A 13,900-nucleotide genomic window follows, 5' to 3' on the forward strand; every position below is an offset into this window, starting at 1 on the left:
AAGCCCAAGCAGCACCCGCACAAGCACGACCCGCACAAGCCCAAGCAGCACCCGCACAAGCACGACCCGCACAAGCCCAAGCAGCACCCGCACAAGCACGACCCGCACAAGCCCAAGCAGCACCCGCACAAGCCCTGGAAGAAGCAGCCCCCGAGGCCCCCGCAGTCTCCGCTCCGACCGCCGAGCTTCACCGTCCAGCAGGTCGTCGACCTGGTCAACGCCGAGCGGGACAAGGCGGGCTGCGGCCCGGTGCGCGGGAACCACAAGCTCGCGCGGGCTGCCCGTAGCCACTCCACCGACATGGCCGCGCGCCGCTACTTCGACCACACCAACCCGGACGGCGCCGACCCGGGCGACCGTATCGACGCGGCCGACTACCAGTGGCGCAGATACGGCGAGAACATCGCGAGGGGCCAGCAGACCCCGATCTCCGTGATGGACGCCTGGATGAACAGCCCGGGTCACCGTGCGAACATCCTCAACTGCGCGTTCAAGGAGATCGGTGTGGGCGTGCACCACGCGGTGGGCGGCCCGTGGTGGACCCAGGCGTTCGGCACGGCCCTCTGACAGACAGCTGCGGGTTTGGGGCAGGTCCGACGTGATCACTATGATCCGCCGATGATCATAAGCAAGCGACTGGCGGCCGGAGTCTGCGGCCTGCTGGTCACGTTCACCGGCGGCCTCGCCCCAACCGCCGCATGGGCGGACGATTCCGAGCCCGCGAAACAACCGCCCAAGGTCGAACTCGTCCTCGACGTGAGCGGTTCCATGCGTGCCCGCGACATCGACGGACAGACGCGCATGTCCGCGGCGAAGCAGGCGTTCAACGACGTGCTGGACGCCGTACCCGACGACGTACTGCTCGGCATCCGCACCCTCGGCGCGGACTACCCCGGCAAGGACCGCGAGACCGGCTGCAAGGACACCCGGCAGCTGTACCCGGTCGGCAAGCTGGACCGGACCGAGGCGAAGACCGCCGTGGCGACGCTGGTGCCCACCGGCTTCACGCCGATCGGGCCCGCGCTGCTGGGCGCCGCGGACGACCTGGAGGGCTCCGCCGCCAGCCGCCGGATCGTCCTCATCACGGACGGCGAGGACACCTGCGCACCGCTCGACCCGTGCGAGGTGGCCCGCGAGATCGCGGCCAAGGGCATCGGCCTGACCATCGACACGCTGGGTCTGGTGCCGAACGCCAAGATGCAGCAGCAGCTGATGTGCATCGCGGAGGCGACCGGCGGTACGTACACGTCGATCCGCCACAAGGACGAACTGTCCGACCGGGTGAACCAGTTGGTGGACCGCGCGGCCGACCCGGTCGTCACCCCGGTGGCGGTCAAGGGCGCGGACCGCTGCGCGGACGCGCCGCGGCTGACGGGCGGGCTCTACAGCGACCGCGAGACCTTCGGCGAGCACCGCTGGTACCGGGTCGACGTGCTGCCCGGCCAGGAGCTGCGCGCGTCGGTGAGCATCGCCGCGGACCGTGACGTGAACCGCGACTACGGCGTGCTGCTGCGCGCGTCGACCGTGCACGGCCGGGAGATCGTCCGCGGCGAGGCGGCCGGAGACGGCCGTACGGACGTCGTCTCGACCGGTCTGCGCTATCCCAGGGCCGACATCGACGACGCGGACACGGACAAGCCCGCGGCCGAGACCGTATGCCTGCGCGTGAGCAACTCCTTCTCCGCCCCCGCCTCGGTGAAGACGGCTCCGGGCCTGCCCGTGGAACTGACGATCGATGTCGTCGACGGCCCCGACGAGGCCACCGACGCCGCGTTCTTCGGCCTGGGCCACGGCTGGTGGCTGCTCGCCGTTCTCGTCCTCGCCGGCTTCGCCGCCGGACTGCTCTGGGGCTGGCTGTCGCGCTGGCGCGTCTCCGTCTGGAGGACCAACTGATGCGTACCGTACGGACCTGCGCGAGCCTGCTCCTGGCCTGCGCCGCGCTGCTCGCCTTCCCTGGCGCGGCTGCCGCCGAGACCCCTTCCCCGTCCGCTTCCGCCGCCACGGGCCCCACCGAGGCGGGTACGTCCTTCCGGACGGCCACCGTGGTGCGACCCGGGCAGCGGGCCACGGCGAGCGCGTCCACCGGCGACTACCTGTACTGGCAGTTCCCGGCGGACGCCGGTGAACGCGCCACCGTGCGCGCCTCCGTGAAGCTCCCCGAGTCCACCGCCGGCCGCGCCGCCCAGACCTGGCAGCTCGACGTGTACGACGGACTGCGCCGCCACCAGGCCTGCCGCTACGGAGCCAACACCCGGACCGCCCCGGCGGACGCCGCCGCCGTCGACCTGTCCTGCGCCCTGCGCACGGTCCGCGCCTGGTCCGAGCCATGGGCCGACGACCCTCTGCCCGGGGTCTATTACGTCCGTCTGACGGTCGTCGGCGCCGCTGCCGGGGACCTCGGCCAGCCGGTCGACGCGACGCTCGACATCACCATGTCCGACGCCGGCGGCGCCGCCGCTGTGGACGGCTCCCTGTCCGCCCCGCTCGTCCCCTCCTCCGGCCCGTCCGCCGAGCCGGACGGCGGCTGGTCGTCCGGCTGGTGGTCCTCGCGCTGGCTGTGGACGGCCGCGGGCGCGGCCCTGGCCGCGCTGGCCGGCATCTGGGGCTACACCCTCACCCGTGGCAACGGCCGGCCCGCGCACGTACCGCGGGGCGCGGGGACCTGACAGATCCCGCCCGGCGCGCGAAGGGGCCGTACCCGCAGGGGTACGGCCCCTTCGCACACCCCCACGGAATCCCGTCTTCCGCAAACCTGCACACCTGACACCCAACCAATGCACAGCAGCAGCCGTCCACCCGCCCCACCAATCCGCATGCCTGGCCATTGGGGCAGGAGTGTCCGATTCGTATGCGGCCCGCCGATTCACCCATCCGGAACCGAGCCGGTGAAGCTTGTGAAGAAGTGGCCACCACCTCGTGGACACCTCTGCACGAGGGCTTAATCGAGTGACGGGTCGCCCACCTGACGGACAGTTGTCCGACTGGCTGTTGGGCGCGATCACGTGCTTTGATCCTGCGCACTGCGGGAGTTGCACCGCGGTCTTTGAGAAATTGCATATGAAGGGAAGCCCTCGTCATGAACTTCACCCCCCAGGTTGAGACCGCCGAGATCTCCGACGCCGACCTCGACAACGTCTCCGGTGGCCTGCACAGCGCCGTGGCCAGCGGCGCCGTCGCCGGTGTGACCGGCACGCTCGACGGCATCGTCCCGGTCTCCGGCGTCGTGGGCTCCGTCGTCGGCACCGTCGAGTCGGCCACCGGCCTGAACACCTCGGCCGTCACCGGCCTGGTCGCCGGTCTCTGAGACCGTGTGAATGAGCCCCGGAACATTACCTGTTCCGGGGCTCATTGCGATCACCGCACCCTTAACATCCGGATTCGGACATTCGCAGCCGAGGGAAGAGTTTCGTGCAGTTCCGCCAAAAGGCCCTTTCCAAGCTGCAATCACCGGAAGAAATCGATCTGCCGGTGCGATTCGCCCGGCCGCAGGGCTGGCTTGTCCTGACCGTGACGGTTGTCGCGATGGCGGCGGCATCTTTCTGGGCGATTACCGGATCCGTTTCGTCCACGCTCAGCGCACCCGGCATTCTCACGCACGCTCAGGGCAGTTATGTCCTGCAGAGTCCGGTCGCGGGCCAGGTGACCGAAGTGCTCGCTGCGGAGGGCAAGCGGCTCCCCGCGGGGGCGCCGCTGCTGAAGGTGCGTACGGCGACGCGAGAGGACCAGCCGGAGGACCGGCCGGAGGACCGACAGGGCGAGCAGGGCGACGAGTCGGCGGACGACACCGTCATCCGTACCATCGCTGCGGGCCGCGTGACCGCCCTCGTCGCCACGATCGGCGCCGTCGTCACCACCGGCGCGGACGTGGCGGTCCTGGAGCGCGTCGACGACGCGTCCGCTCCCCTGATGGCGATGCTGTACCTGCCGGCCGAGGGCGGCTCGACGGTACCGGCCGGCGCGCGCGTCGATCTCACCGTGCAGTCCGTGCCGTCGCAGCAGTACGGAGTGCTGCGCGGCCGGGTGAAGGCCATCGGGCGGACCGCCCAGACACGGCAGCAGATCACCGGGTTCCTCGGCGACAGCCAGCTGGGCGAGCAGTTCTCGCGGCCGGGTCGGCCCGTGCCGGTGCTGGTGGAGCTGGAGCGGTCACCTCGTACGGAGTCCGGCTACGCGTGGTCCTCGGCGGGCGGGCCGCCGTACGCGATCGACTCCATGACGCTCACCACCGGCTCCGTCCACCTCGCCGACCAGCGTCCGATCGATTGGCTGCTCCCGTGACGACCGCACCGGCCCCGAACCGCCGCCGCGCCCAGAACCCGAGGCGGGCCGCGAAGCCCGTGAAGCCCGCCAGGCAGAAGAGCGTCCGCACCCCCACCGTGCTCCAGATGGAGGCCGTCGAGTGCGGCGCCGCCGCGCTCGCCATGGTGCTCGGCCACCACGGCAGGCACGTACCGCTCGAAGAGCTCCGTATCGCCTGCGGTGTCTCCCGCGACGGCTCGCGCGCGAGCAACGTCCTGAAGGCGGCGCGCGGCTACGGGCTGCAGGCCAAGGGCATGCAGATGGAACCGGCGGCGCTCGCCGGGGTGCAGGCGCCCGCCATCCTCTTCTGGGAGTTCAACCACTACGTCGTCTACGACGGCATGGGGCGGCGCTTCGGCCGCCGGGGCGTGCACATCAACGACCCCGACAAGGGCCGCCGGTTCGTATCGACGGAGGACTTCGACACCAGCTTCACGGGTGTGGTGCTGGTCTTCGAGCCGGGCGGCGGGTTCCGCCGGGGCGGCCGTAAGCCAGGGGTGCTGGGGACCGTCCCGGCCCGGCTGCGGGGCACCACGGGCACACTGCTGGCCGCGCTGCTCGCCAGCCTGCTGCTCGTCGCCGTCGGTGCGGCGCTGCCCGCGCTGAGCCGTACGTACATCGACATGTTCCTCGTCGGCCGTCAGACCTCGCTGCTGGACGTCCTGTTCGCGTCGATGGGTGCGATGGTGGCGCTCACCGCCGTACTGACCGGCTTGCAGCAGGCGAATCTGCTGCGCGGGCGGATCATCTCGTCCACGCTGAGCAGCGCCCGGTTCTTCCGGCATCTGCTCCGGCTCCCGGTGACGTTCTTCGCCCAGCGCAGCCCGGCCGACCTCGTCCAGCGGCTCCAGTCCAACGACGCGGTCGCCGAGACGCTGGCCCGTGATCTGACCGCGTTCGGGGTGGACGGGATCGTCGTCGTCCTCTACGCGGTCCTGCTGTGGACATATGATCCGCAGCTCACCGTCATCGGCATCGGGGTCGCGCTGCTCAACGTGGTGGCGATGCGGATCGTGGTCCGGCTGCGCGCCACCCGTACCCAGAAGCTGCGCGCGGACAGCGCCCGGCTCACCAACACCTCGTACACCGGCATCCAGCTGATCGAGACCATGAAGGCGACGGGCGGCGAGAACGGATACTTCCGCCGCTGGGCCGGACAGCACGCCACCACGCTGGAGGAGCAGCAGCGCCTCGGCGTGCCGAGCGCGGCGCTCGCGGTGGTGGCGCCGGCCCTCGCGACGCTCAACAGCGCGCTGATCCTGTGGATCGGCGGTCTGCGTGCGGTGGAGGGCCACATCTCGATCGGCCTGCTCGTCGCCTTCCAGGCGCTCGTGACCCGCTTCACGGCGCCGATCACCCGGCTGAACGGAATGGCGGGCCGGATCCAGGACTTCGCGGCCGATGTGGCCCGGCTGAAGGACGTCGAGAACTTCCCGGTGGACACTCTCTACACCCGGCGCGAGCCCGGGAGCAGCACGCGCAGGCTGATGGGCCATGTGGCGCTGGAGGACATCACGTTCGGCTACAGCCCGCTCGACAAGCCGCTGCTCACCGGCTTCTCGCTGACGGTCGGGCCGGGGCAGCAGGTCGCGCTGGTGGGCGGCTCGGGCAGCGGGAAGTCCACCGTCTCCCGGCTGATCTCCGGGCTGTACAGCCCCTGGGAGGGTACGATCCGCATCGACGGGCAGCGCCTGGAGGAGATCCCGCGCGGGGCGCTCTCGGCCTCCGTCTCCTTCGTCGACCAGGACGTCTTCCTCTTCGAGGGGACGGTGCGGGACAACGTGGCGCTGTGGGACCCGTCGATCCCGGACGAGGACGTCGTGGAGGCGCTGCGCGACGCCGCCCTGTACGACGTCGTCGCCCGGCGGCCCGGCGGCATCCACGGGCGCGTGGAGCAGGACGGCCGCAACTTCTCGGGCGGGCAGCGGCAGCGGCTGGAGATCGCCCGCGCGCTGGTGCGCAGGCCGAGCATTCTCGTGCTCGACGAGGTGACCAGCGCGCTGGACGCCGAGACCGAGCGGGTGATCATCGACAATCTGCGGCGGCGCGGCTGTGCGTGCGTCGTGATCGCCCACCGGCTGAGCACGGTGCGCGACAGCGACGAGATCGTGGTGCTCGACCATGGTGCGGTCGTGGAGCGGGGGCGGCACGAGGAACTGGTCGCGCGCGGGGGCGCGTACGCCGAACTGGTCAAGGAGCACTGAGGTGATCCCCGTTCAGCAGTCGGTCGCCGGAGCGGGCGCGGACGACATGGTGCTCGCCGCCCTCGGCGGCCTCGGCGCGCCGGTGGACTGCACCGGCCTGCGCAGCCTCCCGCTGGAGGGGCCGCACGTGCTGTGGCTCGTCGTCGACGGGGCGCTGGACCTGTTCGCGGTCGACGCGGCCCAGCAGGGGCACTGGCACTTCCTCGGCCGGCTGGAGCGGGGCGGGCTGCTGCTCGGTCCGGTCGACGGCCCCCGGCACACGCTGGTCGCGCGGCCGTCGCAGGGGTGCCTGCTGCGCCGGATCCCACTGCGGGAGCTGTACCGGCCGCAGGAGTACGCCGACCCGTACCACGGCTATCTCAGCCAGTACGACAGCCAGGACGGCACCCTCAGCCTGCTGGAGCACGCCTTCGCGCTGGGCGTCGGACGCGGCCAGCGCGTGCTCTTCGAGGCACCGCTCGACGGCCGGACGGCAGACGAGGAGATGGTGGCCGACGACGACATCCTGTGGCTGCCGGTCTTCCCCGGCAGTGTGCAGTACGGAGCCGCGTTCAGCGCCGAGGCGGCCGCCGACCTGCTCGTGGACGCCGCGCTGTGGCAGCAGATGGTCAACCAGCAGTTCCGGCTGCTGTCGACGCTCGACCGCTGGATCGAGCGGCTGGAGCGCGCCCACGAGGACCGTGCGGCGGCCGGCATGAAGGCCGGCGAGGCGGTCCGGGCGCGGGCCGACGAGGCGCTGGTGGCCTCGATGGGCCGTGGCGGCCGGCGTGGTGCGCCCCGGAAGGAGGCGTCCGACGACGCGACGTACGCGGCCTGCCGGCTGGTCGCGTCCGCCGCCGGAATCACGCTCGCGGAGCCCACGAAGCCCTCGACGAGTGGCGCCGTCGACGAGCGGATCACCCCGGTCGAGCGCGTCGCGGTCGCCTCCCGGATCCGTACCCGCGACATCCGGCTCGACGGGGCCTGGTGGCGGGAGAACTCCGGTCCCCTGGTGGGCCACCGGGCCGCGTCCGGCGCACCGGTGGCGCTGCTGTGGCGGCGCGGCGGATACGAGGCGGTGAACCCGTCGAGCGGCCGCCGGAGCCGTATCGACGAGGACACGGCGGAGGAGTTCGAGCCGCGGGCCGTCATGTTCTACCGGCCGCTGCCCGAGCGGCCGATGAGCGCCTGGCGGCTGTTGCGCTTCAGCCTCCACGGCACGCGGCCCGATGTCCGCAATCTGGTGATCGCGGGCCTGGTGACCGTCGCGCTCGGCGCGCTGGTGCCGATCGCCACGGGGCAGGTCCTCGGGGTGTACGTACCGAACGCCGAGACCGGGCTGATCGTGCAGGTCTCCCTCGCCGTCATGGTCACGGGCATCGTCTCGGCCGCCTTCATGCTCCTGCAGAACCTCACCATCCTGCGCATGGAGGGCCGGATCGAGAGCACGCTGCAACCGGCGGTCTGGGACCGGCTGCTGCGGTTGCCGACGCGGTTCTTCGCCGAGCGGTCCACGGGAGAGCTGGCAAGCGCGGCGATGGGGATCAGCTCGATCCGCCGGCTGCTGTCCGGGGTCGGCCCGGTGGTGGTCCAGGCGAGCACGGTCGGTGCGATGAACATCGTGCTGCTGCTCGCCTACAGCGTCCCGCTGACGCTGGCGGCGATCGGGATGCTGATCGTGATCGGTGTGGTGTTCCTGAGCCTGGGGCTGTGGCAGCTGCGCTGGCAGCGGCGGCTGGTGGAGCTCGGCAACAAGCTCAACAACCAGGCGTTCCAGACCCTGCGCGGGCTGCCGAAGCTGCGGGTCGCGGCGGCCGAGAGCTTCGCGTACGCGGCCTGGGCCGGGCAGTTCGCGCGCAGCCGGGAGCTCCAGCGGCGGGCGGGCCGGATCCGCAACGCGACCACGGTCCTCGACGCGGTCTATCTGCCCCTCTGCTCCCTGATCATGTTCATGCTCCTGGCGGGCCCGGCCCGGGGGAGCCTCACGGCCGGTGAGTTCCTCACCTTCCACACGGCCGTGACGATGATGCTGGCGTCGGTGACCCAGCTGACGGGCGCACTCGTCTCGGCCGCCGCCGTACTGCCGATGTTCGAACAGATCAAGCCGGTCCTCCAGGAGCTTCCCGAGGTGCGCGGCATCAGCACCCAGCCCGGGGCCCTGTCCGGCGCGATCGAGGCCCGGAAGGTCTCCTTCCGCTACACCGACGACGGGCCGCTGGTCCTCGACGACGTGTCACTGACGATCCGGCCGGGCGAGTTCGTGGCGATCGTCGGATCCAGCGGCTGCGGCAAGTCGACCCTGCTGCGCCTGCTGATCGGCTTCGACAAGCCGGCCTCGGGCAGTGTCCTCTACGACGGCCAGGACCTGGCCGCCCTCGACCAGGCGGCGGTGCGCCGCCAGTGCGGCGTCGTCCTGCAGAACGCCCAGCCGCTGACGGGGTCGATCCTGGACTGCATCTGCGGCGCCGAGGTCTTCTCCCAGGAAGAGGCCTGGGAGGCCGCCGAGATGGCGGGCCTGGCCGAGGACATCCGGCGCATGCCGATGGGAATGCACACGATGATCGCCGGCGGCGGCGCCATCTCCGGTGGTCAGCGCCAGCGCCTGATGATCGCCCAGGCCCTCGTACGCCGCCCCCGCGTCCTCTTCTTCGACGAGGCCACGAGCGCCCTGGACAACGCGACGCAGCGCACCGTCATCGAGAGCACCCGCTCCCTGCGGGCCACCCGCATCGTCATCGCCCACCGCCTCTCCACGGTCATGGACGCCGACCGCGTGATCGTCATGTCGGACGGCCGCGTGGTGCAGGAGGGCCCGCCGGCGCAGCTGCTGGCGGACGCGGGCGGGCAGCTGCACGAGCTGGTGCGGCGGCAGTTCAGCGGATGAGACCCTGATGAGGCGCCTGTTCGGGACCCGGGCCCCCGAAAGCGGGCCCGAAGCGGGCCCGAAGGCGGGCCCGAAGCGGGTCCGAAGCGGTCCCGAAGCGAGACCCGAAGAGGCGCCCGATCGGGTACCACCCCATCAGCGGCCGACCGCCCACGCCAGGGCGTAGCCCACGCTGTTGAGCGCGCAGTGCAGGGCCACCGGCGGGATCAGGCTCCCCGACCGGCGCCGCAGCTCGCAGAACACCACGCCGGCGAGGGCGGTGCCCACGACCGCCGCGGCGACCGCGACCGCGACCGCGTGGCCGCCCGTACCGAAGACCGCCCCGACCGCCGCGTTCGCACGTGTGAGGCCCTGGGAGGGCTGGATGTGCCACAGCCCGAAGAGCACCGAGGAGACGGTGGTGGCGCAGGCGGCTCCCCACCGACGCCGGAGCATCGCCCACAGGACACCGCGGAACGCGATCTCCTCCAGCAGCACGGTCCCGAGCGGTACGCGCACCAGCACGCGGAACGCCAACTGCGCGCCCGGCAGGCCCACGGCGCGCTCGTCGTGGAAGGCCGCGCGGGTGAACGGCACCGCGAGGCCCACCAGGTAGACCACCAGGACCGCCGCGATCAGACAGAGGCCCCAGCGCAGACCTCGCCTCACGGAGGAGCGGCCGAGCCCCAGCTCGTCCCAGGTGATCCCGGACCGCCGGGCGATCAGCAGGAGCGCGGCGGCGGCGGTGACGCAGACGGGCACGTAAAGCGCGTGCCCAAGCCGGTTGATGAGGACATTCGCGGCCGCGATCACCACGACTGCCAGGATGAGCATCCGCATGTCTTTCTCAGAATGCCACCACAGCGAGGACGAATATGAACCAAACGCCCCAGTTTTTCGAGTTCCTGCCCGGCGCGGAGGAATCACCGGTGATCCTTCATGTCCCGCACTCCTCGCGGACCGTACCCGAGGCGGTGCGCGCCGGCATCGAGCTGGACGAGCCCGATCTGCGTCGCGAACTCGACCACATCACCGATGCCCACACCGCGGAGCTGGCCGCCGCCGCGGCCGCGGCATCCCCCGTCACTCCCTGGCGGTTCGTCAACGGCCTTTCGCGACTGGTCGTCGACCCCGAGCGGTTCCCCGACGAGCGCGAGGAGATGCTGGCCGTCGGCATGGGCGCGGTCTATACGCGGACCACGGACCGCCGGCGGCTGCGCGCCGCGGACGTGGACCCTCAGCCGTTGATCGACCGCTATTTCCATCCGTACGCCGGGGCGATGGCCGCGGCGGTGGCCGATCGGCTGGCCGCTGTGGGGCGGGCGGTCGTCATCGACGTCCACTCGTATCCGACGAAGGCGTTGCCGTACGAGCTCCACGGCGACAGCCCGCGTCCGCCGATCTGTCTCGGCACCGATCCCTTCCATACGCCGGCGGGACTGGTCGCCCTCGCCGAGGCGGCGTTCGCGGGTTTCGGCGGCACGGGGCTGAACAGCCCGTTCGCGGGCACGTACGTGCCTCTGGACTACTACGGCGTGGACGAACGGGTCAGCGCCCTGATGATCGAGATACGTCGTGACGTGTACATGGAGGAGCCGGGCGGCCCGGCGGGTCCGGGCCTCACCGCACTCGCGACGGCGCTCGCGTGCCTGGTCGGGGAGGTGACCTCGTAGCGGAACCGGAACGCCCACAACGAGGAACCCCCTGGTTGAAGATCAACCAGGGGGTTCCGTGAAGTGTCCGAGGGGGGACTTGAACCCCCACGCCCGATAAAGGGCACTAGCACCTCAAGCTAGCGCGTCTGCCATTCCGCCACCCGGACTAGGTGTGTTTCGCCGCTCCCGGGGTGTTCCCCGCGGCGACATGGATAACTCTACCAGGGGTTCGAGGTGCCTCTGAACCGCGTTTTCCGTGGTCAGTGGGGTGGGGGCGGACCTGGTGCGGGCACGCTCGGGGCCGCCGCCCGCATCTCCTCGTCGGCGGCACGGTGCGTGACCGGCCGGGTACGTCCAGCAGTCCTTCTGCCGGAGCGAGTGGAGGTGCTCGCTGGATTTGCGGGCGAAGGCGAAGGACTCCACCGGGTTGTCGTGCTCCGCCTGCCAGTGGTGGTCGTGGCGGCCGCGGGTCCTGGTCACCTCGGAGATGAACCGCTGGTAGCCGATGTCTCCGTCCCCGACGTCGACCATCCGGTAGCCGTCGCGGGCGGAGTCGTCGCGCTCGCCGTCCCTGACGTGGAAGGGGGGGTAGCGCTCGGGCTGCTCGAGGACGTACCGCAGGGGGTCGAACGGGGCGGGCGTGCCGTCGGCGCGCCGGGAGTAGCGGAACTGTCCCGCGTAGGCCCAGTAGATGTCCATTTCCAGGTGGACGAGGCGAGGGTCGGTCTCGGCGAGGAGGACGTCGTAGAGGCGGATGTCGGGCCGGTCCGTGGCGAAGGAGAATTCCTCGGCGTGGTTGTGCTGGTAGAACTTCATGCCGCGGGCCGCGGCGGCCGCGCCGTACTGGTTGAACTCCTCGGCGCAGCGCTTCCAGCCGTCGACGGTGGCGCCGTAGCGCCAGCGGCCCGACGCGGTGCCGATGTGCCTGAGGCCGAGGGCCTGGGCGTCGTCGAGGACCTTGTCGAGGTTCTGGGCGAAGGTGTACGCGTTCGGGTCGGAGGAGTAGTAGCCGACGTGGCTGCCGATGGCGCGCAGCCCGTGGTCGCGGGTGAGCCGGCGGAGCTGGGCAAGGGTGATGGGGCCCGCGGAGCCCTGGGTGTAGCCGGCGTACTCGACCTCGTCGTAGCCGTACTTCTCCAGTTCGGCGAAGACGGCGGCGAAGCCGAGCGTGGAGACCTTGTTGCGCAGTGAGTAGAGCCCTTCGACCAGGTCGAGTCCCTGGTAGATGGTGGCGATGCCGAGGCGCATGGCGGCGATGGGGGACCTCGGCGAGGCGGGTTCGCCGCGCCGGCGGATCTCCCCGCTGTCGGGCTGCTGGGCCCCGGCGAGCACCTTGATGAGGGCGGATTTCCCGGCGCCGTTCCGGCCGAGCAGGCAGTGCACCTCGGCGGCCCTGACCTCCAGGTCGACGCCGTCGAGGGCGCGGACGCCGGGGAACGACTTGGTGATGTGGGACATGGTGAGGAGCGGTGGTTCTGGCGCCATGGCGGATCTCCTCGGCGGGCGGGTGCGGCCGGTGAGGGGGCAGGGTGGTACCAGGTGCGGGTGCTCGTGCGCTTGTGGGTGCGGACCGGTCGGTGGTTCGTGCCCACCCGTTCCTCCTCCTGGGACTTCGTCCTCAGGTTCAGGCAGGGGAGAACAGGTGGTCGCTGATGAGGCGGGCCGCGCCGGTGACTCCGGCGGTGGGGCCCAATTCGCCCAGCACGATGGGGAGGTTGCCGGTGGCCAGGGGCAGTGACGGGCGGTAGACCTGGGTGCGGATGCCGGCGAGGAGGGTGTGGCCGAGGCCCGTGACGCCCCCGCCGATCACCACGAGGCCCGGGTTGAAGAAGCTGACGAGTCCGGCGATGACCTGGCCGACGCGGTTGCCGCCCTCGCGGATGAGGTCGAGCGAGGTGGCGTCCCCGGCCGCGGCCGCCCCGGCGACATCGGCGGCGGTGAGCCTGCCCGCCACCTCCAGCCGGGCGGCGAGCTCCGGCGACTGTCCGGCACGGGCCGCGTCCTCGGCGTCGCGGGCGAGCGCGGCGCCGCTGAAGTGGGCCTCCAGGCAGCCCTTGTTGCCGCAGGCGCAGGCGCGTCCGTCGGCCTCGACCTGGATGTGGCCGATGTCGCCGGCGCTGCGGTCGTGCCGCGGTAGACCTCGCCGCCGACGACGATGCCGCAGCCGATGCCCGTACCGATCTTGACGCAGAGGAAGTCGCCCACCGAGCGCGCGACGCCCGCGTGCTGCTCCCCCATGGCCATCAGGTTCACCTCGTTGTCGACCATGACGGGGCAGCCGAGATCCTGACTGAGTGCCTCGCGGACCGGGAAGCCGTCCCAGCCGGGCATGATCGGCGGGGCGACGGGGACGCCTTCGGGGAAGCGCACGGGTCCCGGTACCCCGATGCCCGCCCCGTCGAAGCCTTCGGCGAGTCCCGACGCCCTGAGTTCGGCCGCCATCGCGAGGACCTGCTCGAAGACGGCGACCGGTCCTTCGCGTACGTCCATCGGGTGGTTGAGGTGGCCGAGGACTTCCAGTTCGGCGTTGGTGACGGCGACATCGACCGAGGTGGCTCCGATGTCGGCGCCGAGGAAGCGCAGCGCGGGCGCCAGCCGGACGTTGTGCGAGCGGCGTCCGCCGCGGGATGCGGCGAGTCCGTCGGCGACGACGAGGCCGGTCTCCAGCAGCCGGTCGACCTCGACGGCGAGCTTGGAACGGGAGAGGTCCACCTGGTCGCCCAGCTGGGCCCGGGAGTTGGGCCCGCCGTCGCGCAGCAGCCGCAGCAGCCGCGCCTGGTGCGCGTTGGCGGGTCGAGCCGTCATACGTCTCACGCGCCCCTCCCCGCCTTCGTAGGCCTGCTCCGTCGGGCTTTCGAGGGGAACGTAGCAGCGCTTCCTCAAGGGGAAGAAGTTGCGCA

General features: G+C 71.4%; 10 protein-coding genes, 1 tRNA gene and 1 pseudogene. 8 read left to right on the top strand and 4 right to left on the bottom strand.

Annotated features, from left to right (window positions below; all coding sequences use genetic code 11):
• The 7 genes from ABT342_RS07890 to ABT342_RS07920 form a co-directional block, all read left to right on the top strand.
• Nucleotides 1-567: CAP domain-containing protein (locus tag ABT342_RS07890; protein ID WP_351568618.1), on the top strand; the 567-nt coding region annotated here is incomplete at its 5' end.
• Between the two features lie 51 nt (nt 568-618).
• Nucleotides 619-1,893, top strand: a complete 1,275-nt coding sequence (locus ABT342_RS07895) for a VWA domain-containing protein (RefSeq protein ID WP_351568621.1) — start codon at nt 619-621, stop codon at nt 1,891-1,893.
• On the top strand, nt 1,893-2,666 hold the full coding sequence (locus ABT342_RS07900; RefSeq protein WP_351568624.1) for a hypothetical protein: 774 nt from the start codon (nt 1,893-1,895) through the stop codon (nt 2,664-2,666). The genes ABT342_RS07895 and ABT342_RS07900 overlap by 1 nt, the downstream gene beginning before the upstream one ends.
• Before the next feature lie 410 nt (nt 2,667-3,076).
• Nucleotides 3,077-3,304, top strand: a complete 228-nt coding sequence (locus tag ABT342_RS07905) for a type A2 lantipeptide (protein WP_351568627.1) — start codon at nt 3,077-3,079, stop codon at nt 3,302-3,304.
• Nucleotides 3,305-3,408: 104 nt separating this feature from the next.
• Nucleotides 3,409-4,278: an HlyD family efflux transporter periplasmic adaptor subunit gene (locus tag ABT342_RS07910; protein WP_351568630.1), complete on the top strand. Its 870-nt coding sequence runs from the start codon at nt 3,409-3,411 to the stop codon at nt 4,276-4,278.
• Nucleotides 4,279-4,337: 59 nt separating this feature from the next.
• Nucleotides 4,338-6,503: an NHLP family bacteriocin export ABC transporter peptidase/permease/ATPase subunit gene (locus ABT342_RS07915; RefSeq protein WP_351568888.1), complete on the top strand. Its 2,166-nt coding sequence runs from the start codon at nt 4,338-4,340 to the stop codon at nt 6,501-6,503.
• A 46-nt stretch (nt 6,504-6,549) separates the two neighbouring features.
• Nucleotides 6,550-9,366 carry an NHLP bacteriocin export ABC transporter permease/ATPase subunit gene (locus ABT342_RS07920; protein WP_351568890.1) on the top strand — a complete coding sequence of 939 codons (2,817 nt, stop codon included), beginning with the start codon at nt 6,550-6,552 and terminating at the stop codon, nt 9,364-9,366.
• 135 nt (nt 9,367-9,501) lie between these two features.
• Here the strand turns inward: ABT342_RS07920 and ABT342_RS07925 are convergent, their stop codons facing one another.
• Entirely contained in the window at nt 9,502-10,179 is a 678-nt protein-coding gene (locus ABT342_RS07925) for a CPBP family intramembrane glutamic endopeptidase (RefSeq protein WP_351568633.1), read from the bottom strand.
• A 41-nt stretch (nt 10,180-10,220) separates the two neighbouring features.
• Between ABT342_RS07925 and ABT342_RS07930 the strand changes: the two genes are divergently transcribed.
• On the top strand, nt 10,221-11,018 hold the full coding sequence (locus ABT342_RS07930) for an N-formylglutamate amidohydrolase (protein WP_351568636.1): 798 nt from the start codon (nt 10,221-10,223) through the stop codon (nt 11,016-11,018).
• A 64-nt stretch (nt 11,019-11,082) separates the two neighbouring features.
• Here ABT342_RS07930 and ABT342_RS07935 read toward each other — a convergent pair.
• The 3 genes and pseudogenes from ABT342_RS07935 to ABT342_RS07945 all read right to left on the bottom strand — a co-directional run bounded on the left by ABT342_RS07935 (nt 11,083) and on the right by ABT342_RS07945 (nt 13,805).
• A tRNA-Leu gene (locus ABT342_RS07935) sits at nt 11,083-11,167 on the bottom strand.
• Nucleotides 11,133-12,485, bottom strand: a complete 1,353-nt coding sequence (locus ABT342_RS07940; protein ID WP_351568639.1) for a sugar phosphate isomerase/epimerase family protein — start codon at nt 12,483-12,485, stop codon at nt 11,133-11,135. Before ABT342_RS07940 ends, ABT342_RS07935 begins: the two co-directional genes overlap by 35 nt.
• A 139-nt stretch (nt 12,486-12,624) precedes the next feature.
• A pseudogene (locus ABT342_RS07945) lies at nt 12,625-13,805 on the bottom strand (ROK family transcriptional regulator).
• Nucleotides 13,806-13,900: the final 95 nt, after the last annotated feature.

The organism is Streptomyces sp. NPDC000410, from assembly GCF_040300305.1.
In the GTDB taxonomy this organism is placed as follows: domain Bacteria; phylum Actinomycetota; class Actinomycetes; order Streptomycetales; family Streptomycetaceae; genus Streptomyces.

Coding starts and splice junctions, on each gene's coding strand:
- ABT342_RS07920 (WP_351568890.1), top strand. CDS start 6,550: ATGGTGCTCGCCGCCCTCGGCGGCCTCGGCGCGCCGGTGGACTGCACC.
- ABT342_RS07930 (WP_351568636.1), top strand. CDS start 10,221: ATGAACCAAACGCCCCAGTTTTTCGAGTTCCTGCCCGGCGCGGAGGAA.
- ABT342_RS07940 (WP_351568639.1), bottom strand. CDS start 12,485: ATGGCGCCAGAACCACCGCTCCTCACCATGTCCCACATCACCAAGTCG.
- ABT342_RS07895 (WP_351568621.1), top strand. CDS start 619: ATGATCATAAGCAAGCGACTGGCGGCCGGAGTCTGCGGCCTGCTGGTC.
- ABT342_RS07925 (WP_351568633.1), bottom strand. CDS start 10,179: ATGCTCATCCTGGCAGTCGTGGTGATCGCGGCCGCGAATGTCCTCATC.
- ABT342_RS07905 (WP_351568627.1), top strand. CDS start 3,077: ATGAACTTCACCCCCCAGGTTGAGACCGCCGAGATCTCCGACGCCGAC.
- ABT342_RS07900 (WP_351568624.1), top strand. CDS start 1,893: ATGCGTACCGTACGGACCTGCGCGAGCCTGCTCCTGGCCTGCGCCGCG.